Consider the following 25,972-nt stretch of genomic DNA (forward strand, 5'->3'; position numbering starts at 1 on the left):
ATGACTGCACGTGTGCTGATGTTTCAGGGAACCGGCTCGGATGTCGGCAAATCGCTGATGGTGGCTGGCCTTGCCCGCGCCTTCATCAGGCGTGGCCTGTCCGTCATGCCGTTCAAGCCGCAGAACATGTCGAACAATGCGGCGGTCACCGCCGATGGCGGCGAGATCGGTCGCGCGCAGGCGCTGCAGGCGCGGGCGGCAGGCGTTCCGCTGTCGGTTCACATGAACCCGGTGCTTTTAAAGCCGCAGAGCGAAACCGGCGCACAGGTCGTCGTACAGGGCAAAATTGTCGGCAATGCCAAAGCTGCCGATTATCAGCACATGAAAGCCGGGCTGATGCCGCGTGTGCTGGAGAGCTTCGAGCACCTGAAACAACAGGCCGATCTGGTGCTGGTGGAAGGGGCGGGAAGTGCTTCCGAAATCAACCTCCGCGCTAACGACATCGCCAATATGGGTTTTGCCCGCGCCGCAGATGCTCCCGTGATTCTGATCGGCGATATCGACCGGGGCGGGGTCATCGCCAGCCTCGTGGGCACAAAAACCGTTCTCGAACGTGGTGATGCCGCGATGATAGAGGGCTTCATCGTGAACCGCTTTCGCGGTGACCCTATGCTGTTTTCAGACGGCATGCGGATGATCGCGGAAAAGACCGGCTGGGCGTCCATCGGGCTATTGCCGCATTTTTCCGATGCTGCGAAATTGCCAGCGGAGGACGCCCTTGGGCTTACTGGCCCAGCGCAACAAAAGCCCGGCGCGAAAATCCGCATTGCGGTGCCGATCCTGCCGCATATTTCCAATTTCGACGATCTGGATCCGCTCGACATGGAGCCGGATGTGGAACTGATCCGAGTGCGGCGGGGCGAGACCATTCCCGCCGATTGCCGGCTGGTTCTGCTCTGCGGTTCGAAATCCACCATAGCTGATCTCGCCGTGCTGAAAAATGCAGACCTCGACATCGACATCAAGGCACATGTGCGCCGCGGCGGTTATGTTCTCGGTCTCTGCGGCGGATACCAGATGCTTGGAAAAACCGTTGCCGACCCTGACGGCATCGAAGGACCACCAATGACGGTCGAGGGGTTGGGCCTGCTGGATGTGACGACGGTTTTGACCGGCGACAAGAGGCTCGTTTCCGTGCAGGGACAGAGTTTCGACGGAATTCCCTTATCCGGCTATGAAATGCATGTTGGCGAGACGACGGGTGCTGCGTGCAACCTGCCATTTTCGACCATTGACGGGCATGCCGATGGCGCAATTTCGCCCGATGGCCGCATCTTAGGCACCTATATCCACGGCCTGTTTGCGGATGACCGCCAACGCGGGGCGTGGCTTGAGCGGCTTGGTGGGCAGGGCACTGAATTGAACTATGATGCGCAGGTGGATGCCGTTCTTGATCGCCTGGCGGCCCATATGGAGAACCACCTCGATCTCGACAGACTGCTTTCTATAGCGCGATAAGGATTGCCAGCAATCCGAACAGCGCGATCAGCAGGAAGTCTGCGATCCTCGCCAGCCTGAGCGCTGTGCGAATATCGCCAGCAACCAGTGTCGCTCTTCCGCCTTCGCCCATGAAACGAGCCTCGATCATCTGCCCGCCATAGGAGCGCGGCCCGGCCAGCGCAAAGCCCAGTGCCCCGGCCAATGCCGCCTCCGGCCAGCCGGCATTGGGAGAGCGGTGATGCCGCGCATCGCGGCGTATCGCGGCAATTGCCCCTTTCGGTGATGCACCCTTCACGAAAAACGCGGCGACCACGAAAAGACCGCCGCTCAGTCTCGATGCCGGCAAATTGACCAGATCGTCCAGCCGGGCCGACGCACAACCAAAGGCCTCATGGCGTGGCGAGCGATGACCGATCATGCTGTCGGCCGTGTTGATTGCCTTATAACCCGCACCGCCTGGCAGCCCCAGAAGACCAAGCCAGAGGGAAGGGGCGACAATGCCGTCAGAGAAATTTTCAGCCAGGCTTTCAATCGCCGCCCGGCAGATTGCCGCCTCATCCAGCGCCTGCGGATCGCGCCCGACGATCATGGAGACAGCTTTGCGCCCGCCGTCAATCCCCTCGCGTTCCAGCGCAATGGCGACGGCCTCCACATGCTGTTCCAGACTTTTTTGGGCCGGAAGTGACGCCCCAAGCACCGCAACAAGCAACAGACCAAGGGGCAATAAAAGCAGAACCGATTGCACTAACCATGCAACAAGCACCGTCAGCGCCAGAAAAACGGAAAGCGCCACGACGCCTGCCGCCTTGCGCTGCGAAAATGAAGCACTCTCCCGGTTCCATTTTTTGTCCAGCAGCGCGATAAGCGAACCGATCCAGGTGACGGGATGACCGATGCGTTTGAACAGCCAGTCCGGATATCCAGTCAGGCGTTCGATCAAGAGCGACAGAAAAGCGAGAGCGAAGAACATGGGCGATAAGGTACCGGAAAAGGCGCAGGCTACGATCCGTCACGGCGGCAATCTCGGCAAGGCGCGTCTGATGTTTCCTGAAGCGCCGGAACCGTGGATCGACCTGTCGACCGGGATCAATCCGCACTCCTACCCGCATTCTCCCGTTCCCGCCAGCGCATTTGCCCGCCTGCCGGAGCCTGACGCGGCCGAAGAATTGAAAAGGCTGGCCGTCGCCTCTTTCGGCGCACCATCAGCCGGGCATGTGGCTCTGTCCCCCGGCACCCAGATGCTGATGCCATTGCTGGCTCACCTGGCACTCGAACGCGGAGCGAAAAGCGGAGCCGTGCTCTCCCCCGCTTATGCCGAACATGCCCGAACCGCGCGCATGGCCGGACTGGCAGTGACCGAGGTAGACCATATCAGTGGTCTGTCAGCTTACGACTATGCGGTGGTGGTCAATCCCAACAACCCCGATGGTCGCATCACGGATCGAGAAGCTTTGTTGTCGCTGGCCGAGGCGATGCGCCGCAAAGGCGGCCTGCTCGTCGTAGACGAGGCCTTTATCGAGACGGGACATACGGAAAGCCTTGCAAATGCCGCAGGGCGCGACGCGCTGGTGGTACTGCGATCCTTCGGCAAGTTCTATGGCATGGCAGGGGTCCGGCTCGGTTTTGCGCTTGCGCATCCCGACATCGCTGCCGAACTGGAGGCAAGGCTTGGCCCCTGGGCAGTATCCGGGCCGGCGCTCAATATCGCGATGCAGGCTTTGGCGGACAGGGAATGGCAATCATCCATGCGCCTCCGGCTTGCGGCAGAAGCACAGCGTATGAGTGAATTGCTGGAAAAAGCGGGCCTGAAGATTGCCGGCGGTACGTCCCTGTTTACCCTGGTGCGGGACCACCGGGCCAAAGAACTGTTCGATCACCTTGGCCTGCACGGCATTCTGGTGCGCATTTTTGATGAAAGGCCGAACGACATGCGTTTCGGCCTTCCCGGCAGCGAAGCGGAGTGGCAGCGCCTCACGGAAGCGCTGTTATCCTTCAATCATCCCTTGAACGTGTAGGTCGCAATAGAATCCGGCTTCATTTCAATGGAGAAACCGGGCAGCTTCGGCGGCATGTACGCGGCATTGCGAATATCGCAGGGTTCGATGAAATGCTCGTGCAGATGGTCGACATATTCGATCACGCGGCCTTCCTTGGTGCCGGAAACCACGAGATAGTCGATCATCGACAGATGCTGCACATATTCGCAAAGGCCGACGCCACCGGCATGCGGCCAGACCGGCAAATTGTATTTGGCAGCAATCAACAAAACCGCCAGCACCTCGTTGAGACCACCCATGCGGCAGCTGTCGATCTGCACGACGTCGATTGCACCTTCGGCGATGAACTGCTTGAACATGATACGGTTCTGGCACATTTCGCCGGTTGCCACCTTCACGGAGCCGATGGCTGCACGGATCTTGCGATGGCCGGCGACATCGTCCGGGCTGGTCGGCTCTTCAATGAAGAAGGGCTTGGCGAAGGCAAGTTGCTTGACCCATTCAATCGCCTGATCCACTTCCCACACCTGGTTGGCGTCGATCATCAGATAACGGTCGGGGCCGATCACCTCGCGGGCGATGGTGAGGCGGCGGATATCGTCTTCGAGATCACGGCCAACCTTCATCTTTACATGGTTGAAACCGGCATCTATCGCTTCCTGGCAAAGACGGCGCAGCTTGGCGTCGTCATAACCGAGCCAGCCGGCTGATGTGGTGTAGCAGGCGTAGCCTTCGTTCTTCAGCGTCTCGATACGTTCCTTTTTGCCGCTTTCGGCTTTTTTGAGGATCGCAAGCGCATCGTCCTTCGTCAGCACGTCAGTTAGATAACGGTAATCGACGATATCGGCGATTTCTTCAGGGCTCATATCGGCAACAAGCTGCCAGACCGGCTTACCCGCCTTTTTGGCCAGCAAATCCCAGACAGCATTGACGACAGCGCCGGTGGCGAGATGCATCGCGCCCTTGTCCGGGCCGATCCAGCGAAGCTGGCTATCACCAGTTAGGTGGCGCCAGTATTTGCCGGGGTTCTCGGTCACCGTCGCCAGATCGGTTCCCACCACCAGATGGCGCATCGCCTTGATGGCCATGCAGCAAATCTCATTGCCGCGGCCAATGGTGAAGGTCAGCCCGTGACCTTTCAGTTCCGGTTCGTCGGTGTCGAGAATGACGTAAGCCGCCGAATAATCCGGGTCGGGGTTCATCGCATCCGAACCATCAAGGCTCTGGGAGGTCGGAAAACGCAGGTCGAAAACTCGCAGATCAGTAATTTTGGTCATGGCCGTTCACTCGCGGTCAGTGTCAAAGGAAATCGTTCAGTCGTGATGGAAGGTTTCTTCCATCATTGCCCACCACTCGCCTTCCTTGCGGCTTTCGAGTGGTTGCTGGCAGGGAATGGTGAAAGACCACCATTCCTGGTTCTTTGGGCTTGCCGCCATCTTCGCCATATCGGCGCTGAAATCGGTGCCGTGATATTCCCAATATCCGAACAGCAGATTTTCCGGTTCGCGCAGGAAGATCGTGTAGTTGCGTATGTTGCAATCGCTGATGAGCGCCAGAATTTCGGGCCAGACGGCGGCGTGCAGTCTTCTATATTCCGCAATCATGTCCGGTTTGACGCCGATGACCATTCCCATGCGCTGCATACAAAACTCCGTTATCGCTTGATGGTGGCGAGCGCCGCACGCAGTTTCTGCTGCGGCACGTTTAACCCCAGACGTTCCGCCGCAGCGATGACCGGGACAAAACGACGGCGTTTCTTTTCATCGTGATTGCCTGAAATGTCCGCGAGCCGGTGGGCGAGAAAGGGATTCAGGAAACGGTCCCGCACCGCACGGATATAGGCTTGCGCTTCTTCCCCCATGCCTTCTGCGGCAAAGACCGGCAGAACCTCGTCCCGCCAGAGCGTTTCCAGATCTCCCGAAAGCGCATCGTCGGCCATTGCCTGCCGCACGGTCTCGTTTTTCGCACGGGCATCCCGCAACCATCGCTCCGCCAGATAGGAATGGCCAAGATTGAGCAGGAACAGCTTCAGCTTTTCATAGCGGTCGAGATCATCAGTCAGCACCACCGCAGGGTGGGTGCAGGGCAGAACAAGGCCCTCCTGCTTCTCGATTGCCCAAAGCGCATAGGGCTCGGCAACTGCGCCAACCGGATCGATCGGCTCGGAAACGATGCGGTCTACAAGGCTGTTGGCAAAACGGCACTTCTCATTCAGGTAGAAGCCGAAACCCGCCGGCAGCTGCCATTCGTCGGCAAGCTGGCGAACAACCTCTTTCAACCGGTCGCCGTTGCGCGGAACAAGCTCGCAAGGAAAGATCGATATAGGGGCTTCCGGATTGGTCTGAAAACGTTCCAGCAGCAACAGGCAGAGCTTTGCAGGAAAACTCTTTGGTACAAGCGTGAAGTCGTCGGCAAGACCCGGCCCGTCGAACGAATCCAGCTCATAACCGCGGTCACCCGTATTGGACAGAATGACCCCTGCCCCGCAGGCGATGCGCCGCACCTCGGCCCAGTCGGCCGCCGCCGTCAGCGCGCGCGCGACAGCCTTACCTGGAATTTCCTCATCCACCTCTTGCCCGTCGCGAATGCCGCGAATGCGCACCGGATAGGGCGTGCCATCGTTCAATGCTGCCACACGCTTCAGGCTCTCCGCATTGCCGGTCGTCTGGACGATTGCGATGCGCCCGAGAGCCTCGCCTTTTTCCAGCGCCTGCGAAATGAACAAATCCGCATGGGCCAGAAGAAAGCGGCTGGTACCGAATTGCAGGATGGGTGTGTCGGTCGTCATGCGACCTCCACCATGCCCTTGATGACTCCGGCTTTTGGATCGGTCAGCCCGGCGAATTTGGAAGGCACATCGGCAAGTGTCATGCGGTGAGTGATGAGTGCCTCCGGTACCTTGCCTTCCCGCAGCGCCTGCAACACCCGCTCGAAATCCTCCGGCGTGGCGTTGCGGCTGCCAAGCAGCGTGGTTTCACGCTTGTGAAACTCCGGATCGTTGAAGGAGATATCGCTGGCAACGATGGAAACCAGCACATAGGAACCACCGTGGCCGACGAAGGAAAAGCCACGCTCCATGGCTTTAGGATTACCGGTCGCATCAAAAACGGCATCGAAGAAATCGCCGCCGGTGATATCCGACAGGCGATCCTTGTCGCCCTCGCCAAGCTTCACCGTATGGGCAACGCCGAGATGGTCCTTGCAGAAATCCAGCCGGTCGGTGCGCCCGTCAATCATCGTCACCTCACCGCCATCGAGAACGGCGAAAACCGCAACCGCCATGCCGATCGGACCGGCGCCGACGATCAGGACCTTCTGACCCTTTTCCACCGACCCACGACGCACGGCATGCGCGCCAATCGCCAGAAATTCGGTCATTGCCGCCTGATCGAGGCTCAAGCCCTCCGCCTTCAGCACGAATTGCTGCGGAACGCTCAGATATTCGACCATGCCGCCATCGCGATGAACGCCGAGCACACCGATGTTGCGGCAGCAATTGCTCTTTCCTTTGCGGCAGGCGCTGCACTCACCACAGGAAATATAGGGTATGACGGTAACCACATCGCCCGCAGAAAGATGGCTGCCTTCCGGCGCCTCTTCCACCGTGCCGGAAAGCTCGTGGCCCATGATGCGCGGATAGGAAAGATAAGGCTGATTACCGGTGAAAATATGCAGGTCCGTGCCGCAGACACCAATGCGACGAATACGCACGAGCACTTCACCTTCGCCACGGGCGGGCTTTGGTAGTTCCTTGGGGACAAGTTGACCGGGGGTCTCGCAGAAAATCGCCAGCATGCATCACCTGTTGGGAAGGGAATAAAAACGAACGGCGTTGCCGCCAAAGACGGCCGCATGGTCGTGCTCAGGCACGATTTCGCGGCAGAAGTCCAGCCATTCCTGATAGTCGCCAGCCAGCCGCAATACCGGCCAGTCACTGCCGAAGATCACGCGTTCGCCGCCGAACAGTTCCAGAATGGTTTCGGCATAGGGCCGGACGGCTTCCGGTCTCTGCTCGCCACGCTCGGTCAAAAGGCCGGACAGCTTGCAATGGAGGTTGGGAAGGGCCGCCAAAGCTGCCATGTCCCTGCGCCAGTCGCCATATTGGCCCGTGGCGATAAGCGGCTTCGCGCCGTGATCGAGGACAACAGGCAATTGCGGATGGCGGCGCGCGAAAGCGAGAAGATGCGACAGATGCGGCGGCAGGACCAGCGCATCGAACACCAGTGCATGTTTCACCAGCGCATCCACGGCGGCATCGAGCGCGGGATCGTCGATCCAGGTCACATCTTCCATGCCTTGCAGCATCGGCCGTACGCCCTTGAAGGCAGGATGTTTTGCCCGCCGGGAGATTTCCGCCGTAGCATCCACGGACTTCATGTCCACCCAGCCGACAACGCCCTTGATGAAATCGGTGCTGCCAGCCAGATCGAGCATGAAATCCGTATCGGCCGTACTTTCCATCGTCTGCACCAGCACCGTTCCGGAAACTCCGGCCTTTGCCAGCAGAGGAAACAGATCCTGCGGAAGAAAATCACGGTAGATGGCAGCCAGAGACGGTGGCGGCCATTGCCCGGCACGATCCTTCATCAGCCAGAAATGCTGGTGGGCATCGATGATCATCGCTTCAGGCCTTTGTGCCGGGCACGGGTGCGCCTTCGGAAATCAGGCCACGCTTTTGCAGCTCCGACCAGAATTCGTCCGGAACAACCTGTTCGAACCATTCGATGTTTGCGGCAAGTTGCTGCGCATTGCGCGCGCCGGATACGACCGTGACCGAAGCCGGATGCCCGAGCGGAAACTGCAGCGCAGCCGCCTGCAACGAAACACCAACGTCGTCACAAACGCCCTGAAGCGCATCCACCCGCGTGATGATGTCGGCAGGCGCATCGGCATAGTTGAATTTGCGGTTGCCTGCCAAAATGCCTGAATTGAAAGCACCGGCGACCACGATCGCAACGCCGGTTTCCGCGCAGCGGTTCATGAAGGCAAGGCTCTGCTGCTCCAGAAGCGTATAACGGCCGGCAAGCATGGCAACGTCGATGTCGAAAACATCCACGGCGTCGCCGACGATTTCCCACTCGTTGACGCCGAGGCCGATAGCACCCGTCGACCCTTCCTCGCGCAGCTTGCCGAGTGCCCGGAAGCCGCCGCCGGTGGTCAGCTGCTCCCAGTAGTGCTGGTGCTTTTCGCCATGCGTGAAAGAGCCGATATCGTGCACATAGAGAATATCCGGCTTCAGAACGCCGAGCCGCTGCTGGCTCGCTTCGAAGGAGCGCAGAATACCGTCATAGGAATAATCATAGACCGGGCGGAAAGGCAGCGGCGCAATATAGGCGTCCTCTTCCGGGCCCACAGTTTCATCGGGAACCATGACGCGACCGACCTTGGTGGAGAGGGTGTATTCGCTTCGGTCATGCTCCGTCACCATGGTTCCAAGACGACGCTCCGAACGCGTGTAACCGTAAAAAGGTGCGGTATCGAAATAGCGAATGCCGCTTTCCCATGCCTTGTCGAACGCACCTTTGGATTCCTCGTAGGGCGTAACGCGGTAGAGATTACCCATCTGCGCGCAACCAAGGCCCATGACCGTGACTTCAACGGCACGGCGCGGCAATTTACGTGTATCGGAGACTTTCATCGCAAGGGCTTCCTGAATTTTTCGGTAGAGCGGATGTGAAAACCGTATGCGGTATTGACTGAAATCCCGCTTCTGAAATTTGTGAGGCGCGCCGCTCAAAGAGCGGCGCGCCGTCATGCGTTAATAAAGAACGTTCTTGGCTTCCGGCTTCTCGATATTGTCCTTGGTGACAACAACAACGCCGGTGTCGACGAACTTTTCGACCTTTTCCTTGCTGATGAGCTTCGAAACGGTCTGGATGCCCTTTTCGCCCATCTGATACGAACCCTGAACGACGATGCCGGCAAGCGTGCCGTCCTTGACGAAGCCCTGAAGGTCCTGGTTACCGTCAAAGCCGATGCCGACGACCTTGCCTGCCTTACCGGCCTGAGCGAGCGCGCGGCCTACACCGATTGCGGTGGGTTCGTTGGCGCCGAAGATGCCCTTGAGATCGGAATTGGCGGCCAGAACGTCGGTTGTCTGGTTCAGCGCCGTCGCCATCTGCGACTGCGAATAGAACGGACCTACGATCTTAAGGTTGGAATGCATCTGGATATAGTCGGTGAAACCGCCAACGCGTCCGATTTCCGAACCGGCACCGGCGACGTAGGACATCACGGCGATCTTGCCTTCCTTGCCAACCTTGTCGATCAGCGCCTGAGCAGCCAGTTCGCCGGCTTTCTTGTTATCGGTCGCCAGGAAGGACTGATAATATTGCTCGGAACCCTTGGCGAGCTGTGAGTCGATCAGAACCACGGGAATGCGGGCTTCCCAGGCTTTCTTGACAGCCGGAACCAGCGCATCAGGATCGGAAGGAGCAAGAACGATACCCGAAACCTTACGGTTTACAGCGTTTTCAACCATGTTGACCTGATCGGCGATGGCCGATTCAGAAGCCGGACCCTGGAAGGTCATGGTGTTGCCGGCAGAGTCCTTCATCGCCGCATCGGCGCCCTTCTGAACGTTCTGCCAGAAGGTGGAGTTGACGGTCTTGACGATGACGGCGATTTCGCCGGCCTGCACGGTGGAGACGCTCCACAGCGCGATTGCGGATGTCAGAAGGGCGGTCGTAAGCTTGTTCATTTCTTCCTCCGTGATGTCGGCATACCGGGCCTCCCGTGCCGATCTTGTTTGCGGATAGGGTCCGCAGCCCTGTATCAGCGGCGGTTGCGCAGCTGGTCGATCCAGACGGTGACCAGAATGACAAGACCGATGATGATCTGTTGCGTGAAGGCGGACACGCCATTCATATTGAGACCGTTGCGCAGGATGCCTATGACGAAGGCGCCGATTGCCGTGCCGGAAATCGTACCCACGCCGCCGATGAGCGATGTGCCGCCGATAACGGCGCTGGCAATGGCGTCCAGCTCATACATCACGCCCTCATTCGGCTGGGCTGTGACGAGGCGCGACATCAGCACGCAACCGGTCAACCCGGCGAGCGTACCGGACAGGATGTAGGTGAAATTGGTGACGCGTGCGACGTTTACCCCGGACAGACGCGCAGCATCCGCATTCGAACCGACGGCATAGATGTGACGGCCAAGGATGGAGCGGTTGAGCATGAAGGAAACAGCCAGCGCAATAACCACCATGAGGATGACGGGGTAGGGAATGCCCGGAAACACTACGTTCGGAAAACCGTCATCACCAATATTGACGATGCGGAAGAGGGCGCCGTTGCCGAGTTCACCGAAGGATTCGCCGAGGCCGGAAACCGCTCGCGCGCCGGTGATCTGCAGTGCCACGCCACGGGCGATCAACATCATGCCGAGTGTCGCGATAAACGGTGGCAGCTTGAAGCGCGTGACCATGAGGCCATTGATGAGACCGCAAAGCGACCCCGTCAGAATGCCAAGCAGCATGCCGACCGGCACCGGCATACCCAACTCCTTCACCGCAAGCGCGGCAACGACACCGGCCAGAGCAAGCACCGAACCAACGGAAAGATCGATGCCGCCGGTGATGATGACGCAGGTCGCACCAATGCCGAGAAGGGCGATGGAGGTCACCTGAAGCGCAATGGTCATGGCATTGTTGACGGAGAAGAAGGCGCTGCTGGTGGCGGAAAACACCATAACCAGCACAACGAGACTGCCAAGAGCCGCAAACTTCTGGATGATGTCCTTCTGGCGGTCGCTGAAAGCGAAGCTCTTCTTGGGTTCTGCAATATTAGCCATGTCGTTCCTCACTGCGCGGCCCGGCCGTAACCGGACGCGTACCGCATGATTTCTTCCTGATTGGTCTTGGCGGTCTCAAGCACGCCCGTGATCCGGCCCTGGTGGAAAACGGCGATACGATCCGTCAGTCCCAGAATTTCCGGCAGTTCCGAACTGATGAGAATGACGCCGATGCCCTGTGCAGCCAGCTCGTCCATGATCTTGTAGATCGCGAATTTTGCGCCGACATCGATGCCGCGCGTCGGCTCGTCGAAAAACAGCACGCGCGACTGCCGGAACAGCCATTTGCCAATGATGATTTTCTGCTGATTGCCACCTGAAAGCAGCCGCACCGTCTGTTCGATCGAAGGGGTACGAATGTTCAGGAGATCGACGTAACGTCTGGCGACATCGTCGTGCTTCTTGAAGTCGATCAGCCCGAAGCGGTTGGAGACCTCGCCGATATTGGCAAGCGTCGTATTGGCCGCAACCGACATCTTGATCGCAAGACCATCGCTTTTGCGGTCTTCGGACAGATAGGCGATACCCTCTTCGATGGCATCTCGCGGGGAACTGATGGAAAGCTCCCGCCCGTTGAAAACGACCTTGCCAGCATCCAGAGGATCGGCACCGAAAATCGCCCGTGCGACTTCCGTGCGACCAGCACCCATCAGTCCGGCAAAGCCGAGAATCTCACCGCGCCGCAGCGAGAAACCGACATCGTGGAACACACCCTTGCGCGTCAGCCCTTCCACCGAGAAAATAACATCATCCGTAGGGCGCGACGTGCGTTCCGGGAACTTCTCCTCCAGCGAACGCCCGACCATGCGCGTGACGATATCGTCAACGGTGATCGATGCAAAATCGTCGGTCGAAATATAACGCCCGTCCCGCAGAACCGTCACGCGGTCGACGATTTCGGCCATTTCATCGAGCCGGTGGGAAATATAGACGATGCCGACGCCAGAAGCCTTGAGATCGCGGATCACCTTGAACAACAGCCGCGTTTCCTGCTCGGTCAGCGAGGAGGTCGGCTCATCCATGATGAGGACTTCAGCATCCAGGGAAAGCGCCTTGGCAATTTCCACCATCTGACATTGAGCGACCGAGAGGCCGCGGACAATCTGGTCAGGGTCGATATCGACGCCCAGCCGATCGAGACAGCGCTTTGCATCAAGCCGCAGCTTCTTGCGGTCGACGAGGAAACCACGGCGCGGCTCGCGGGCGAGATAGATGTTCTCGGCAACGGAAAGATGCGGAACGAGGTTGAGTTCCTGATGGATGATGGCGATGCCGGCGGCTTCGGATTCCAGCGGCGATGCATATTGCACTTTGACGCCCTTGTGCAGGATGGTTCCGTCGCTTGGCTGGTAAACGCCGCTGATGATTTTCATCAGGGTGGATTTTCCGGCACCGTTTTCGCCGCAAACAGCGTGAACCTCGCCGCTGCGCAAGTCGAAATGCACATTCGACAACGCTTTGACGCCCGGAAATTCCTTGCTGATGTTTTCGAGACGCAGGAGGCCTGAACCAAGGCCGCGCGCCGTCTCCTCAGGCGAAAAATCGCCTCGAATTGTCGATGCGCCCTGCGACATCAAGAAACCTCCACCCGCGCTCCCCGCTCCACCGGGGGCAATAATGAGCCAAATGGTTAGGCCGCTTTTTTAAAATGGTCAAGCCAATTAGCCCAAAATTTGAATCCCGCGTCTGGTACACGCAAAATCATCTCAAAAAACTTATTGAAATAACATTGTAAATTCATGTATTTAAGTAATTTCTTGCGTATTGATGCGCTTGGCGCTACGGTAAGGCCAAATTCAGATAACAGACAAGGTTCGTCAGAAAACACATGAATGGTCAGGCCAAAATAGCGGAACCACGCAGGCTTTATCAGCAGATTGCGGACCAGATACGCGAGCTGATCGATCTGGGAGAGTTTCTGCCTGGAACACGACTTCCCGCCGAACGGGAACTGGCACAGAAGCTCGGGGTTTCGAGACCATCACTGCGCGAGGCACTGATTGCGCTTGAAATCGACAACACCGTCGAAATCCGCATGGGTTCCGGTGTCTATGTGTCCACCGAGGCCCTTCAGACAACCCACAACACCAAATCCTTGGGCGACAGCCCCTCCGAACTGATGCAAGCGCGCGCAGCGCTGGAAGGCGCAACAATCGTACTGGCGGCGAGCCGCATGACCGATGAAACGATTGCAAACCTTCGCCAGATTCTCAACACGATGCAGCAGGAAATCGAGGCCGCGCGCAAACCTCTCGATCAGGACCGGCTTTTCCACGTCACCATTGCCGAACAATCCGGTAACAGCGTTCTGGCCCGGCTGGTGGCAAACCTCTTCGATGAGCGCCACAGCCCGATTTCGGCACAATTGCGTGTGAAATTTGAGGATCGCGATACCTGGACCCACGCCCTTCAGGAGCACGAGGCGATTTTGGCGGCCCTGGAGTTGAAAGATCCGCTGCTGGCGCAGGCGGCCATGCATACCCATCTGGAAGGTTCCAAGAGACGCTGGGTAGACGGCTGAATTCAAAACATAGCAGGCAATGTACCGGGGAGGAGAAAAACCCGTGAGTGAGAATTCCGAGGCAACCATTTTGCTGAACGCCAACGACAATGTCGCGGTGGCACGCCGGTCGATACCGGCCGGTGGTGCGACGGGCAGAGGCGATCTGACAGCCCGGGAGCTGATCGGACGCGGCCACAAGGTGGCCCTGACGTTTATCAGATCCGGAGACGAGGTCCTGAAATACGGACAGGTGATCGGCATCGCGACACAGGATATCGAGCCTGGCCGGCATGTGCATCTGCACAATCTCGCCATGGTGCCTTCCGAACACACGCATCAGTTCAGTGTCGATATCGAGGAAAAAGGCATGCTGCCCGAGGGCGAGCGCCGGACCTTCAAGGGTTTTGACCGGGGTCTCGGTGGCGTTGGCACACGCAACTACATCGGCGTCATCGCATCCGTGAACTGTTCCGCCACCGTGTCGCGTTACATCGCCGATTATTTTAACAAGCAGGGCGGCCTTGAAGGGTTCGACAATGTCGACGGCGTTGTGGCACTGACCCATGGCGGCGGCTGCGCGCTCAATACGAAATCGGAAGGTTATCGTCTTCTGATCCGCACCATTCAGGGTTATGCCCGCCACCCGAATTTCGGCGGTATTCTGCTGATCGGCCTCGGCTGTGAGACCAACCAGATCGCCCCCATCCTCGAACATTACAAGATGGAGGAGGGCGAACGGCTGCGCACCATGACGATCCAGCAGCACGGCGGCACACGAAAAACGATCGATGCCGCCATTGCCGAGATTAAGGCGATGCTGCCAATGGTCAATGCTGCCCAGCGCACTGAACAGCCGCTTTCGAAACTGAAGGTGGCGCTGGAATGTGGCGGTTCGGATGGTTACTCCGGAATATCGGCAAACCCGGCCCTGGGATATGCATCAGACCTCATCGTCCGCAACGGCGGTACAACGGTTCTTGCCGAAACGCCGGAGATTTACGGTGCTGAACACCTGCTGACGAAGCGTGCCGTCACGCCTGCTGTTGCCGAAAAGCTTTTGCAGCGCATCGACTGGTGGCGGGATTATACCGCTCGCAACGGCGATGAGCTGAACAACAACCCATCGCACGGCAACAAGCTTGGTGGACTGACCACCATTCTGGAAAAATCGCTGGGCGCAGTGGCCAAAGGTGGCTCCATGCCACTGAAAGCGGTCTACGAATTCGCGGAAACCGTTACTGAGCAGGGCTTCGTCTTCATGGATACGCCCGGTTACGATCCTGTTGCCGTCACCGGCCAGGTCGCCGGCGGCTGTAACGTCATCTGTTTCACCACCGGCCGCGGCTCCGTATCGGGATTCAAGCCGGCACCCTGCATCAAGATCGCCACCAATTCCGAAATGTATGAACACATGAAGGAAGACATGGACCTCAACTGCGGCGAGATCGTTACCGGCGCGGAAACCATCGAGGAATCCGGCAAACGAATTTTCGAGCACATTCTTGCAGTCGCTTCGGGAGACAAGACCGTCAGTGAGATTTACGACTACGGCGACAATGAATTTGTGCCGTGGCAGGTGGGCGCGGTTACCTGACCCGCTTCCAATATGTGCATCGGACTGTCCCACGTGAAACAAAAGGCCCGGAAATCACTTTCCGGGCCTTTTAAATTCTGTGCGCCGTTTCTGCTTAATGGCGGAAGTGACGCATGCCGGTAAAGACCATCGCCACATTGTGCTCATTGGCCGCATCGATCACCTCCTGGTCGCGCATGGAACCACCAGGCTGAATGACTGCGGTGGCACCTGCTGCAATAGCTGCAAGCAAACCATCGGCGAAGGGATAAAACGCTTCAGAAGCCACGGCAGAGCCCCGCGTCAGCGGCTCAGCAAGGCCGAGTGCCTTGGCCGCATCTTCCGCCTTCTGGGCGGCGATACGGGCGGAATCCACCCGGCTCATCTGTCCGGCGCCGATACCTGCCGTCTGGCCGTCCTTGGCATAGATCACCGCATTGGACTTCACGTGCTTGGCAATCTTGAAGGCGAACTTCATGTCTTCAAGTTCCTGAGGTGTCGGCACACGCTTGGTGACCACCTTCAGTTCCAGATCCTCGACCATGCCGTTGTCACGGCTCTGAACCAGAAGACCGCCGGAAACCGTCTTGGCCGTAATGCCGGCAGCGCGCGGATCTGGCAGGCCACCAGCTGCCAGCAGTCGCAGATTGGGCTTGCGGGCGATAATGGACTTTGCCTCTTCCGTCACATCGGGTGCAATGATGACTTCGGTGAAGAGCTTGACGATCTCTTCTGCCGTTTCCGCATCGAGCGTGCGGTTCAAGGCGATGACGCCGCCAAAGGCCGAAACGGAATCGCATGCCAGCGCGCGCCGGTAGGCTTCTGCAAGTGTAGGACCCGTCGCAACACCACAGGGGTTGGCGTGTTTGATGATCGCTACAGCCGGCGCATTTTCCGGCAGGAATTCCGCTACCAGCTCGTAGGCTGCATCCGTATCATTGATGTTGTTATAGGAAAGCTGCTTGCCCTGAAGAAGCGTCGCCGTGGAAACACCGGGGCGCTTTTCGCCGGTCAGGTAAAAACCGGCGCTCTGGTGCGGGTTCTCGCCGTAACGCATTTTTTCCTTCAGCGCACCGCCGATGGCACGATAATCCGGCGTTTCGATAGCCAGCGCCTCAGCAAACCAGTTGGAAATCACCGCATCATAAGCGGCGGTGCGGGCATATGCCTTGGCGGCGAAGGTCTGGCGCAGCGCGTAGGAGGTTTGACCGTCATCGGCCTGCAGGGCTTCCACCAGCGCAGGGTAGTCGGACGGATCGGTGACAACAGTGACATAGGCGTGGTTCTTGGCCGAAGCGCGGATCATTGCCGGGCCGCCAATATCGATATTCTCGACCGTCGTGGGGTAGTCGCCACCCTTGGCGCGAACCTCCTCGAAGGGATAGAGATTGATGACGGAGAGATCGATCGCCTCGATACCGTGAGCCTTCATTGCCTCGACGTGATCAGCATCATCCCGGATAGCCAGAAGTCCACCATGCACGTTGGGATGCAGGGTCTTGACGCGACCATCCATAATTTCCGGGAAATTGGTCACATCGGAAACATCCGTTACCGGCAGTCCCGCGTCAGCGATGGCCTTTGCCGTGCCACCCGTCGACAGCAGCTTGACGCCAAGCTTGGACAGGACAGTCGCCAGCTCGATAATGTCCGTCTTGTCAGAAACGGAAAGAAGGGCTGTACGGATTTTGACTTTATCGGGAGCGGGGATTTTTTTGGAAACGACAGCCATCGGGCATACTCCGTTTAACGGGGAGGACAGGCTGGACTGGGATTGATCCAGCAATTGCCGCCGCGTTAACACAGCTTGCCATATTAATAAACAGCGGGGACGCGGAACGGCGAAAACTATGGCGGTTTTTGCCTGAAACTCGCCAGGAATCCTCTACGCCTTGCGTTCGATGATCCAGCGGATCTCCCGAGTATTCGCCAGATTGAATGGCAGCTCGATCTGCTGCGAAGGCCGCATGCCGGATGCATCCGCCATAAAAACATCCTCGGTCACGAAAAGCTCCAGTCCCGGCGCCGAAAACAGCCAGGTCGTTCCATCCGCTGCCTCCAGATAAACCGACTCCTCGTCCTGTTGGTATAGCTGGATGTGCGGGTGGATATGGAACCGCGATACCGCCGATATGGATTGCAATTGCGCCTTCACCACATTCTCGTCGGCCCGAAGCAGATCACGGCCCTTTATCTTCGTACCGGCAACATTCAGCTCAATTTCCCGATCGTGATAGCAACCGAAATTCTGCAAATAACCGTCATGCGACGCCCACAGGACATCATTGCCATTTGCATCCGTTCCGCGGCGGCTCTCCACCTGACTGACACCGGAAACCATGATCGGCCCGAGCAGTCTCGAGCGGGATAGTCTGCAAGACGACGTGTCGGCCAGCGTGACCGTTGAATGGGCCGCCGTCGAGCGGCTCGCTCGCTGATATTCGGGTGCTGCATTTTTCGGGAAGCCCGAATTGACGATGAACCGGCTCTTGCCACAGGACATCTCAAAGGACAGGCAGCCCGAATGGGCGTTACGCGAAAGCTCCGCCGAGCCTGGATGACCAGTGTCCACGATGATGACCGTCTCATCGGTTGCAAGACGATGATAATTGACATCCGGCAGCATTTTGGACGGCCGGCCGGCTGTCTCATCGTAACGAAGTACCGACACAAGTTCATTGGCAAGCGTGGCGGTAGCGCCATTGAACAGCGCCAGATCGCCGCCCTGATGGCGGAAAAACCGGATGGCCGGAAACATCCTGTCAATCGCCGGCACCAGCCCCGAGGGCAGATCGTGACCGAGATTGATGTAGCTTTGCCTAAGCGGCAAAAGATCGAGCAGCAAATCCAGCATGACCCTCGGATTGCGGGAAACATGCCCGCCATCTGGAAGAATCTGGCGTTCCATTTCCTGCGCCAGCTTCATTCCGTGCCGAGTAATATGGGACAGGCGGGTCGGCATGGCTATGGATGCGACGGCCAGCGCAATCCTGATCCGCAGCCTCGCTTCGCCATCCGGCGCATGTTTGACGATCCTGTCGAGATAACGCACGTGAAACGCAAGACTTTTCAGGAAACGACGATAAAAACCCGCATCGGCCTCATGTAAAACGACGGGAGAATGGGACAGCCAGGCAATCAGCCTCTGTGCCGCGATCTCCGGAGACCAGGCGATCCCCGCAACCCGCTTGCCGTGAATAGTCATCCATTCGGCAACGATACGGCGCGCCCGCTTGCTGGCCTCACTCGATCTGTCGGAACGGATATGCCGCAGCCAGCCGAATGCATGCAGCCGCTCTTCAAAAACCACCGAGGGATAGTCCACCTGAAATGGCGATAGACCGCCGGTTTCTACGACGCGGCCGGCGAGCGCAATCCGGCCCCGCAGCAATTCCTCGGCAAAATACGGATCGATTGCCCTCAGATCAGTCGGCGCCGCCACGAGAACATCGGGAACGCGATTGGCAAACCGGGATATGCGCAGGCGCAAAGGAGCGAGGCCCACACACAGATGACGATACGCCATCCGCGAGAGAAGACCGGCGGCATTGATGCTGCCTGCAAAGGACCCTGACAAGCTGTGTTTCCCGTTTCACATGTTTTGTTTTTATGAGTGAACCGTGATGATCGGAACGTATCGGCAATTATCCAATGATTCGCGGAAGCTTGGCTTTTTTCTACTTCTTACGCAAGACACTGCTAAAAAACCCATCGATGCCGCCGAACATATCCGGCGTTGTACGAAGATCGCCTTCGGCAGTGACGGCGGCTTCCATTCCCGGCCAATCGTCCTTGCGAACGGCAACACGCTCGAAGTCCGGGTTTTCCGCCAGGACCTGTGCAATCATCGCTTCCCCTTCAGAGGGATCGAGCGAGCAATTGGAAAACACCACAATGCCGCCGGCTCCCACCAGCGTGAGCGCGTGTCGCAACATCTGGCCCTGAAGAGCGGCAAGCTTGGCAATATCATCCTCGTCCTTCGTCCAGCAGACATCGGGATGTTTACGCAACGTGCCGGTAGACGAGCAGGGGGCATCCAGAAGAACGGCGTCGAAAAGCTGTTCCGGCTGGTACTTTAGCATATTGGCTTCAACGGTTTCGGCGTGAAGACCAAGCCGGTCGAGATTTTCCCTGAGGCGGCGAAGACGATTGCTGGACTGGTCCAGGGCAGTCACCTTCGCACCGGCAAGCGCGAGCTGGGCGGTCTTGCCGCCCGGAGCTGCACAGAGATCGGCAACACGTTTGCCGGAAATATCGCCCATCAGCTTGACAGGCATGCTGGCCGCGAGATCCTGAACCCACCAGGCACCCTCGGCAAAGCCTTCAAGCGAGGGAATCTGGCCTTCAAATTCACCGAGACGGACACTGCCATTCGGCAAAACCGTACCGCCCAGCTTTTCCGCCCAGACCGCCGGATCGTTCTTCACCGTGAGATCGATGGAAGAGGGCGTCAGCTGCGCTTCGGAAATCCGTTTGGCAACCTCATCTCCGTAAGCTGAAACAAGCCGAGCGTAGAACCAGTCCGGCAGCACGGGCACATCCGCGATCGCCTTTTCGATTTCTGCTTTTTCCCGGCCCAATCGCCTGAGGACGGCATTCACCAGCTTGGCAAAACGCCTGTTGCGCGGGTCGCGATGGGCCTGTTCCACGGCAAGATCGACCGCAGAATGATCGGGGACATCAAGGTGAAGCACTTGCGCTGCGCCAACGACAAGGACGTGATGAAGCGACCGGGCGCCCTGCGGCAACGGTCCGTCAAGCAGCATCGACAAGGCGGCTTCGATACGCGGAAGGTGGCGAAGCGCGCTGTTGACGATCGCTCTCACCAGCGCCCGGTCCGCAAGGGATAGCGCGCGATAGACGGGATTGCCGTTTTCGCTGTCCAGCATACCGTCCAGCGAGGTTTTCTTTTCCAGAACGGCCGCCAGAATGCGGGTTGCGGCAACGCGTGCAGCAAGGCCGGGTTTATCCTGGAAAGACGAAGGGCCGTCTTCGCGGCCCCTTGCATGGTCCTGTCCCGGTTTTTTAGACCGGGACGGCTTATTTTGAGTATCGGATGTCAAGACCACGGTCCCTTGCGCTCGTTTTCTTTGCCTCGTCCCCAGCCCGTATTGGGAACGGAGCCTGATTTGCGCTGAGGTCTATCACCCGATGGCGCTGGCGTCGATCCTCGCGGGGAAAACTCCTGTGCCATAGCGTGAAGTGCCGCCACCCGGTTTTCCGTATTCGGATGCGTAGAAAACAGGTTGTCCATGCGCTCACCGGACAGGGGATTGATGATGAACATATGCGCCGTCGCCGGGTTACGCTCCGCATCCTCATTATGAATGCTCTGCGCCATGCCCGAAATTTTCTGCAGTGCGGAAGCAAGCCAGAGCGGATTGCCGCAAATTTCCGCTCCCCGCCGGTCGGCAGAATATTCCCGGGTACGGCTGATCGCCATCTGCACCAGCATCGCGGCAAGCGGCGCCACGATCATCGCAACCAGTACGCCGATAAAGCCCAGCGGATTATTGTTGTTTTCACGATTGCCACCAAAGAAAAATGCGAAGTTGCCGAGCATGGAGATGGCGCCTGCCAGCGTCGCGGTCACAGTCATCGTCAGCGTATCGCGGTTCTGCACATGGGCCAGCTCATGCGCCATGACACCAGCCACTTCTTCAGGGGTGAGGCGCTCCAGCAGGCCCGTCGAGGCGGCGACAGCGGCATTCTGCGGGTTTCTTCCCGTCGCGAAGGCGTTCGGCTGCGGGCTATCATAAATATAAACCTTGGGCATCGGAAGATCGGCATTATGCGAGAGATCGCGGATCATGTGGAAAAATTCAGGCGCATTCGCCTCATCGATCTCGCGTGCACGATAGGCCGACAAGACCATCTTGTCCGAATTCCAGTAGGAGAAAAGATTCATACCAGCGGCAATAAGCAAGGCAATCATCATGCCGCCCTTACCGCCGATCAGAAAACCGACACCCATGAACAATGCCGTCATGAAGGCCAGAAGCATTGCCGTGCGCATCATGTTCATATGTCAAATTCTCCTTGTTACCACTCAGGAAATATTCCGGGGTTTATAAAGCCCATCTGTTTATATAATCTGGTGAACGGCAAACATATTTCAATATCCCGTCATAGGGAGGATTACTCATGCAGGATGCGGATAATGACAACGGCGCAGAAATGCTCAAGCGGCTTTCGCCGGCGGCGGAACGTGCGTTAAAGGAAGCGGAAGAACGGCGCAAACAACAGGCGGATCTTCAATTGCCGCAGGAAACCGGCGGTCGCGGCGGCGCGGAACCTGTTCGTTTCGGTGACTACGAAATAAACGGCCGCGCTATCGACTTTTGAGCACCACGGCATAAAAATACCCGCTAAACGCGGGTATTTTATCAATTAAAACAGATACTTGCTTATTTTTGCTCCAGAAGCCGGCACACGGCTTCCAGCTGCTCTAGCGTGCGGTATCCGATGCGGATTTGTCCCGATCCGCCTTTGTGGCTAATCTTCACGTCCAGACCGAGAGCATCCGAGAGGCTGCGTTCAAGCGCGACCGTATCGGAATCCTTCTCAGCCGAAGGCCGCTTCTCCAAGACGTCACCCTGCGACTTGATGTCGTTTTGCGCCAGGCGCTCGGCATCACGCACCGAAAGCCCCTTGGAAACGATAGTCCGAGCCAGACCTGACGGATCGGAAGTGGAAACAAGCGCGCGCGCATGGCCAGCGGAAAGCGAACCATCCGCCAACATGTCCCGAACCGGATCGGGAAGTTTTAAAAGACGAAGGCTGTTTGCAACATGGCTTCGGCTCTTGCCGATGATTTCACCGAGGTCGTTCTGGGTGTAGCCATGTTCGGCGATCAACTGCTCATAGCCCATCGCTTCTTCAAGCGGATTCAGATCGGAACGCTGGACGTTTTCGACGATAGCCAGCTCCAGAGCCGTGCGGTCGTCTACATCCCGAACGATGACAGGAACGTCCGTAAAACCGGCCAGCTGTGCCGCGCGCCAGCGCCGTTCACCAGCGATTATCTCGTAACGGTTGACGCCAATCGTTCGCACGACCACAGGCTGAACAATCCCGTGCTGACGAATGGATGAGGCAAGATCCTGCAACTCATTTTCGTCAAAGTGTCGACGTGGGTTTCTCTGGCTGCGAGCGATGAACTCGATCGGGATGGCGCGATCCGCACTAACGGCGCGCTGCGGTTCACCCACCGGCACAGGCTGATCCATTTCGCCGATCAACGCCGCAAGACCGCGTCCGAGTCGACGCTTGGAAAGATCATCACTCATAAGATATTACTCCATATAGTCCGGCAAAACGTCAGGCCGCCTTGCGCAGACGCTCTCTCTGGATCACTTCGGACGCCAATTGCAAATAAGCCTGGCTGCCAGCGCATTTCAGATCATAAAGAATTGCCGGTTTACCATAAGACGGCGCTTCGGAAACCCGAACATTGCGCGGAATGAGAGTGTGGTAAACCTTTTCTCCCAGATGCATCCGCACATCGGAAACCACCTGCTGCGCAAGATTGTTGCGCGCATCGAACATCGTGAGAACGATACCCTGAATATCAAGCTGCGGGTTTACCGAACCACGTATCTGGCTGACCGTATCCAACAACTGGCTGAGACCTTCCAGCGCAAAGAACTCGCACTGCAACGGTACCAGCACAGAATGAGCAGCGGTCATGGCATTCATCGTCAAAAGATTAAAAGAGGGCGGGCAATCTACCAAAATATAGGAATAGTCTCTGGCTTCCTGCGTCTCCATGGCGGTACGCAACAGAAAGACGCGGTTGGCAACATTCGCAACCTGCATCTCAAAGCCCAGAAGATCCATCGTTGACGGGACGATATCGAGGTTCGGAACTGCTGTCGGAACCGCAACTTCGGCAACGGTATGATCACCCACCAGAAGATCATAGGAAGAAAGCTTGCGCTCTTTGCGGTCGATTCCCAATCCTGTGCTGGCATTACCCTGCGGATCGAGATCAATGATCAGCACACGCTCTCCAATAGCCGCCAACGCGGTAGCCAGATTGATGGCCGTCGTTGTTTTGCCAACGCCACCCTTCTGGTTTGCGACTGCGATAATCCGGTTTTTTTCAGAAGTCATACCGCACCTGACCAGCTCGTCAGTGCCTCTTAGTGAGGTTACTGATTTCAAGAACAACAGAATCTGCCTCAATGGCACTCTGGTGTTTTATCAGATCAAACTGCCAGCGGCCATGCGCTTTCTGCAGTTCGGATTCATAATCCCTGCCTTTATTGAAATATGCCCTGAGATTTGGATTATTTTGCGCCCACGGGTGAATATATTCGAAAAGTAAATTCATCTCGGCGAGGGCTCTTGCCGAAACCGCATCGCTATTTTCAACGATTTCAGGCGCTTTTTCAATTCTGACTGGATGAACCGCGCCTCTTGCGCCGGTTTCTTTCAGCGCAATTCGCAAAAACGCAGCCTTTTTATTGTTGCTCTCTACCAGATCGACCCAACCATCACCCAGTTCCGCGAGAAAAATCGCTGTAATGACGCCCGGAAAACCGCCGCCGCTTCCCAGATCAATCCACTTTTGCGGTTGAGGGGCGAGCTGAAATATCTGTGCGCTGTCCGCGACATGCCGACTCCAGAGCTCAGTGAGAGTCGAAGGCGCAACCAGATTTGTGGTTTTGTTCCACTTCTTGAAGAGCTCGACGAAATGCTCGAGCCTCTCCTGTGTTTCACGTGAAACACTCTGGCCGTTTATCTTCATGGTCCGACTCGCTATTGGTGCATGCGCAATTTTTCACTTCCTGATGCGGAGCCTTTCCGCAGAAGTGCGAGAAGCAGCGATATCGCAGCAGGTGTCATACCGTCAACACGCGCAGCCTGGGCAATGTTCTCTGGACGTGCCTTTTCCAGCTTTTGTTTCAGTTCGTTGGAGAGTCCGGATAAAGACTGAAAATCGAAATCATTGGGAATTTTTCTGTCTTCGTCTCGCTTGATATCGACGATATCCGCGTTTTGACGCTGCATATAGACAGCGTAACTCGCTTCGATTTCCAAAACCTCAGCGACCTTGGTATTAAGCGCCCGTAGCTCCGGCCAATGAGTGGTAAGAGTTTCCATCGTGATATCGGGGTAGGCGAGCATTTCATAAACCGAACGACGTTGACCGTCCTGGTTGAGTTTCAATCCCTGTTTAGCAGCCTGGGAGGGACTGATGGAAATGCTCTTCATCAGCTCGCGACCCCGATCCAGATCTGAGATAAAATCTGCGAAGCGTTTTTGGCGGTCATGCCCGATAATGCCAGCCATCTGACCAATAGGTGTAAGTCGCAGATCAGCGTTGTCAACGCGAAGTGAAAGCCGATATTCGGCTCGCGACGTAAACATGCGATAGGGTTCGCTGACACCTTTGGAGGTGAGATCGTCGATCATCACACCGATATAGGATTCGGTACGACTGAAATGGATAGGGTCAGCATTGCCTGCATATAGCGACGCATTCAACCCGGCAACCAGACCCTGGGCGCCTGCTTCTTCATAACCCGTCGTGCCATTGATTTGCCCTGCCAGGAACAATCCCGGAATTTTCCGGCATTCCAGAGAAGGCTTCAGCTCACGCGGATCGACATAGTCATATTCAATCGCGTAGCCGGGCTGAATGATGTTGACTTGCTCAAGGCCGGGGATGGTGCGGATAAACTGCTCCTGAACTGAGGCAGGAAGCGACGTCGAAATTCCATTTGGATAAATTGTGTGGTCATCAAGGCCTTCTGGTTCCAGAAATATCTGATGACCGTCCCGTTCACCGAAGCGTGTAATCTTGTCTTCGATCGACGGACAATAGCGCGGACCAACACCCTCGATCTGTCCCGAATACATCGCTGACAGATGAATATTATCCTGAATGATCTTGTGTCCAGCCGGCGTCGTTCGGGTTACGCCGCATTCGATCTGTGGATTGACAATGCGATCCGTCATAAAGGAGAACGGAACAGGATCTTCATCGGCCGCTTGCCGATCCACAGCGTTCCAATCGATCGTGCGACCATCAAGCCGGGCAGGGGTGCCAGTCTTCAGCCGGCCCATGGCGAGGCCCAGACGGCCAAGCGTTTCGGAAAGGCCAAGAGACGGTTTTTCACCAACCCGGCCTGCGGGAATCTTTTCGGAGCCGATATGAATAAGGCCGCGTAGAAAAGTGCCGCTCGTCAACACAACAGCACCACAAGGAATCCGGCTACCGTTCGCCATTCTAACGGCAGATACCCGACCATTGGTCATGTCAATATCGAATGCATCGCCTTCAATAATGCTAAGGTTTTCAATCGCATTGATTTCCCGCTGCATCGCCTCGCGATAAAGCCGTCGATCAGCCTGCGTGCGCGGCCCGCGGACGGCGGGGCCTTTTTTGCGATTGAGCATACGGAATTGAATTCCCGCTGCATCAGCAACCCGGCCCATCAAACCGTCCAGCGCATCAATTTCGCGGACCAGGTGTCCTTTACCGAGACCACCGATTGCCGGGTTACAGGACATCACCCCGATCGTCTCTCGCTTATGGGTAACGAGAGCGGTTTTAGCGCCATGTCGTGCAGCGGCCGCCGCAGCTTCGCTGCCGGCATGTCCACCACCGATAACAATGACATCAAATGACTGGTGCATATCCCTGCGCCTTAT

Annotated in this window: 23 protein-coding genes; 5 read left to right on the top strand and 18 right to left on the bottom strand. The window is 57.3% G+C overall.

Annotated features, from left to right (window positions below; all coding sequences use genetic code 11):
- Positions 1-1,458: a cobyric acid synthase gene (locus tag GH784_RS07595; RefSeq protein WP_065705080.1), complete on the top strand. Its 1,458-nt coding sequence runs from the start codon at positions 1-3 to the stop codon at positions 1,456-1,458.
- On the opposite strand, the gene cbiB is transcribed toward GH784_RS07595, so the two are convergent.
- On the bottom strand, positions 1,445-2,410 hold the full coding sequence (gene cbiB / locus GH784_RS07600; protein WP_065705079.1) for an adenosylcobinamide-phosphate synthase CbiB: 966 nt from the start codon (positions 2,408-2,410) through the stop codon (positions 1,445-1,447). The two genes, GH784_RS07595 and cbiB, sit on opposite strands and share 14 nt — an antisense overlap.
- Between cbiB and cobD the strand changes: the two genes are divergently transcribed.
- Entirely contained in the window at positions 2,409-3,455 is a 1,047-nt protein-coding gene (gene cobD / locus GH784_RS07605) for a threonine-phosphate decarboxylase CobD (RefSeq protein ID WP_065705077.1), read from the top strand. The genes cbiB and cobD overlap by 2 nt on opposite strands.
- Here cobD and GH784_RS07610 read toward each other — a convergent pair.
- The 9 genes from GH784_RS07610 to GH784_RS07650 all read right to left on the bottom strand — a co-directional run bounded on the left by GH784_RS07610 (position 3,437) and on the right by GH784_RS07650 (position 12,808).
- Entirely contained in the window at positions 3,437-4,714 is a 1,278-nt protein-coding gene (locus GH784_RS07610; protein WP_003516405.1) for an L-fuconate dehydratase, read from the bottom strand. The two genes, cobD and GH784_RS07610, sit on opposite strands and share 19 nt — an antisense overlap.
- Positions 4,715-4,750: 36 nt before the next feature.
- A complete protein-coding gene (locus GH784_RS07615; RefSeq protein WP_003516404.1) occupies positions 4,751-5,080 on the bottom strand; it encodes an L-rhamnose mutarotase in 330 nt (109 codons plus the stop codon).
- 11 nt (positions 5,081-5,091) lie between these two features.
- Positions 5,092-6,225, bottom strand: coding sequence for a mannitol dehydrogenase family protein (locus GH784_RS07620; RefSeq protein WP_065705076.1), 1,134 nt, complete (start codon positions 6,223-6,225; stop codon positions 5,092-5,094).
- A complete protein-coding gene (locus GH784_RS07625) occupies positions 6,222-7,232 on the bottom strand; it encodes a zinc-binding alcohol dehydrogenase family protein (protein ID WP_065705075.1) in 1,011 nt (336 codons plus the stop codon). Before GH784_RS07625 ends, GH784_RS07620 begins: the two co-directional genes overlap by 4 nt.
- Positions 7,233-7,235: 3 nt before the next feature.
- Positions 7,236-8,057 (bottom strand): amidohydrolase family protein, encoded by an 822-nt coding sequence (locus GH784_RS07630; RefSeq protein WP_065705074.1) that lies wholly within the window; start codon positions 8,055-8,057, stop codon positions 7,236-7,238.
- 4 nt (positions 8,058-8,061) lie between these two features.
- Positions 8,062-9,075 (bottom strand): aldo/keto reductase, encoded by a 1,014-nt coding sequence (locus GH784_RS07635; RefSeq protein WP_065705250.1) that lies wholly within the window; start codon positions 9,073-9,075, stop codon positions 8,062-8,064.
- A gap of 120 nt (positions 9,076-9,195) precedes the next feature.
- Positions 9,196-10,137, bottom strand: a complete 942-nt coding sequence (locus tag GH784_RS07640; protein WP_003516397.1) for an ABC transporter substrate-binding protein — start codon at positions 10,135-10,137, stop codon at positions 9,196-9,198.
- 74 nt (positions 10,138-10,211) lie between these two features.
- Positions 10,212-11,234, bottom strand: coding sequence for an ABC transporter permease (locus GH784_RS07645; RefSeq protein WP_003516396.1), 1,023 nt, complete (start codon positions 11,232-11,234; stop codon positions 10,212-10,214).
- A gap of 8 nt (positions 11,235-11,242) precedes the next feature.
- Positions 11,243-12,808: a sugar ABC transporter ATP-binding protein gene (locus GH784_RS07650; RefSeq protein ID WP_013637002.1), complete on the bottom strand. Its 1,566-nt coding sequence runs from the start codon at positions 12,806-12,808 to the stop codon at positions 11,243-11,245.
- A 254-nt stretch (positions 12,809-13,062) separates the two neighbouring features.
- Between GH784_RS07650 and GH784_RS07655 the strand changes: the two genes are divergently transcribed.
- Both GH784_RS07655 and GH784_RS07660 read left to right on the top strand, forming a co-directional pair.
- Positions 13,063-13,755: a FadR/GntR family transcriptional regulator gene (locus GH784_RS07655; RefSeq protein WP_013637003.1), complete on the top strand. Its 693-nt coding sequence runs from the start codon at positions 13,063-13,065 to the stop codon at positions 13,753-13,755.
- Between the two features lie 43 nt (positions 13,756-13,798).
- Entirely contained in the window at positions 13,799-15,331 is a 1,533-nt protein-coding gene (locus tag GH784_RS07660; RefSeq protein WP_025594703.1) for a UxaA family hydrolase, read from the top strand.
- A gap of 94 nt (positions 15,332-15,425) precedes the next feature.
- Here GH784_RS07660 and purH read toward each other — a convergent pair whose 3' ends face one another.
- From purH to htpX, 4 genes are all read right to left on the bottom strand, one after another.
- A complete protein-coding gene (gene purH, locus GH784_RS07665) occupies positions 15,426-17,042 on the bottom strand; it encodes a bifunctional phosphoribosylaminoimidazolecarboxamide formyltransferase/IMP cyclohydrolase (protein ID WP_065705073.1) in 1,617 nt (538 codons plus the stop codon).
- A gap of 153 nt (positions 17,043-17,195) precedes the next feature.
- Positions 17,196-18,836: a heparinase II/III family protein gene (locus GH784_RS07670; RefSeq protein ID WP_083211686.1), complete on the bottom strand. Its 1,641-nt coding sequence runs from the start codon at positions 18,834-18,836 to the stop codon at positions 17,196-17,198.
- Between the two features lie 151 nt (positions 18,837-18,987).
- The gene (locus tag GH784_RS07675; RefSeq protein ID WP_065705246.1) at positions 18,988-20,373 is read right to left on the bottom strand and encodes an RsmB/NOP family class I SAM-dependent RNA methyltransferase; all 1,386 of its coding nucleotides are present in this window, start codon (positions 20,371-20,373) and stop codon (positions 18,988-18,990) included.
- Positions 20,370-21,335 carry a zinc metalloprotease HtpX gene (gene htpX / locus GH784_RS07680; RefSeq protein WP_013637008.1) on the bottom strand — a complete coding sequence of 322 codons (966 nt, stop codon included), beginning with the start codon at positions 21,333-21,335 and terminating at the stop codon, positions 20,370-20,372. Before htpX ends, GH784_RS07675 begins: the two co-directional genes overlap by 4 nt.
- Positions 21,336-21,454: 119 nt before the next feature.
- Between htpX and GH784_RS07685 the strand changes: the two genes are divergently transcribed.
- Complete coding sequence (locus tag GH784_RS07685; protein WP_003516384.1) at positions 21,455-21,655, top strand: DUF1674 domain-containing protein; 201 nt, start codon at positions 21,455-21,457, stop codon at positions 21,653-21,655.
- Positions 21,656-21,717: 62 nt separating this feature from the next.
- Here GH784_RS07685 and GH784_RS07690 read toward each other — a convergent pair whose 3' ends face one another.
- The 4 genes from GH784_RS07690 to mnmG are packed head-to-tail and all read right to left on the bottom strand — an operon-like array spanning position 21,718 to position 25,957.
- Positions 21,718-22,599 carry a ParB/RepB/Spo0J family partition protein gene (locus GH784_RS07690; RefSeq protein ID WP_013637009.1) on the bottom strand — a complete coding sequence of 294 codons (882 nt, stop codon included), beginning with the start codon at positions 22,597-22,599 and terminating at the stop codon, positions 21,718-21,720.
- A gap of 31 nt (positions 22,600-22,630) precedes the next feature.
- Positions 22,631-23,425, bottom strand: a complete 795-nt coding sequence (locus tag GH784_RS07695) for a ParA family protein (RefSeq protein ID WP_013637010.1) — start codon at positions 23,423-23,425, stop codon at positions 22,631-22,633.
- 19 nt (positions 23,426-23,444) lie between these two features.
- A complete protein-coding gene (gene rsmG, locus GH784_RS07700; protein ID WP_065705070.1) occupies positions 23,445-24,062 on the bottom strand; it encodes a 16S rRNA (guanine(527)-N(7))-methyltransferase RsmG in 618 nt (205 codons plus the stop codon).
- Between the two features lie 11 nt (positions 24,063-24,073).
- Positions 24,074-25,957, bottom strand: coding sequence for a tRNA uridine-5-carboxymethylaminomethyl(34) synthesis enzyme MnmG (gene mnmG, locus GH784_RS07705; protein WP_065705068.1), 1,884 nt, complete (start codon positions 25,955-25,957; stop codon positions 24,074-24,076).
- Between the last annotated feature and the right edge of the window lie 15 nt (positions 25,958-25,972).

The sequence above is a fragment of the Agrobacterium tumefaciens genome, assembly GCF_009649785.1.
Lineage (GTDB): Bacteria > Pseudomonadota > Alphaproteobacteria > Rhizobiales > Rhizobiaceae > Agrobacterium > Agrobacterium tumefaciens.

Coding starts and splice junctions, on each gene's coding strand:
- GH784_RS07595 (WP_065705080.1), top strand. CDS start 1: ATGACTGCACGTGTGCTGATGTTTCAGGGAACCGGCTCGGATGTCGGC.
- cobD (WP_065705077.1), top strand. CDS start 2,409: ATGGGCGATAAGGTACCGGAAAAGGCGCAGGCTACGATCCGTCACGGC.
- cbiB (WP_065705079.1), bottom strand. CDS start 2,410: ATGTTCTTCGCTCTCGCTTTTCTGTCGCTCTTGATCGAACGCCTGACT.
- GH784_RS07610 (WP_003516405.1), bottom strand. CDS start 4,714: ATGACCAAAATTACTGATCTGCGAGTTTTCGACCTGCGTTTTCCGACC.
- GH784_RS07615 (WP_003516404.1), bottom strand. CDS start 5,080: ATGCAGCGCATGGGAATGGTCATCGGCGTCAAACCGGACATGATTGCG.
- GH784_RS07620 (WP_065705076.1), bottom strand. CDS start 6,225: ATGACGACCGACACACCCATCCTGCAATTCGGTACCAGCCGCTTTCTT.
- GH784_RS07625 (WP_065705075.1), bottom strand. CDS start 7,232: ATGCTGGCGATTTTCTGCGAGACCCCCGGTCAACTTGTCCCCAAGGAA.
- GH784_RS07630 (WP_065705074.1), bottom strand. CDS start 8,057: ATGATCATCGATGCCCACCAGCATTTCTGGCTGATGAAGGATCGTGCC.
- GH784_RS07635 (WP_065705250.1), bottom strand. CDS start 9,075: ATGAAAGTCTCCGATACACGTAAATTGCCGCGCCGTGCCGTTGAAGTC.
- GH784_RS07640 (WP_003516397.1), bottom strand. CDS start 10,137: ATGAACAAGCTTACGACCGCCCTTCTGACATCCGCAATCGCGCTGTGG.
- GH784_RS07645 (WP_003516396.1), bottom strand. CDS start 11,234: ATGGCTAATATTGCAGAACCCAAGAAGAGCTTCGCTTTCAGCGACCGC.
- GH784_RS07650 (WP_013637002.1), bottom strand. CDS start 12,808: ATGTCGCAGGGCGCATCGACAATTCGAGGCGATTTTTCGCCTGAGGAG.
- GH784_RS07655 (WP_013637003.1), top strand. CDS start 13,063: ATGAATGGTCAGGCCAAAATAGCGGAACCACGCAGGCTTTATCAGCAG.
- purH (WP_065705073.1), bottom strand. CDS start 17,042: ATGGCTGTCGTTTCCAAAAAAATCCCCGCTCCCGATAAAGTCAAAATC.
- GH784_RS07670 (WP_083211686.1), bottom strand. CDS start 18,836: ATGGCGTATCGTCATCTGTGTGTGGGCCTCGCTCCTTTGCGCCTGCGC.
- htpX (WP_013637008.1), bottom strand. CDS start 21,335: ATGAACATGATGCGCACGGCAATGCTTCTGGCCTTCATGACGGCATTG.
- GH784_RS07685 (WP_003516384.1), top strand. CDS start 21,455: ATGCAGGATGCGGATAATGACAACGGCGCAGAAATGCTCAAGCGGCTT.
- GH784_RS07690 (WP_013637009.1), bottom strand. CDS start 22,599: ATGAGTGATGATCTTTCCAAGCGTCGACTCGGACGCGGTCTTGCGGCG.
- GH784_RS07695 (WP_013637010.1), bottom strand. CDS start 23,425: ATGACTTCTGAAAAAAACCGGATTATCGCAGTCGCAAACCAGAAGGGT.
- rsmG (WP_065705070.1), bottom strand. CDS start 24,062: ATGAAGATAAACGGCCAGAGTGTTTCACGTGAAACACAGGAGAGGCTC.
- mnmG (WP_065705068.1), bottom strand. CDS start 25,957: ATGCACCAGTCATTTGATGTCATTGTTATCGGTGGTGGACATGCCGGC.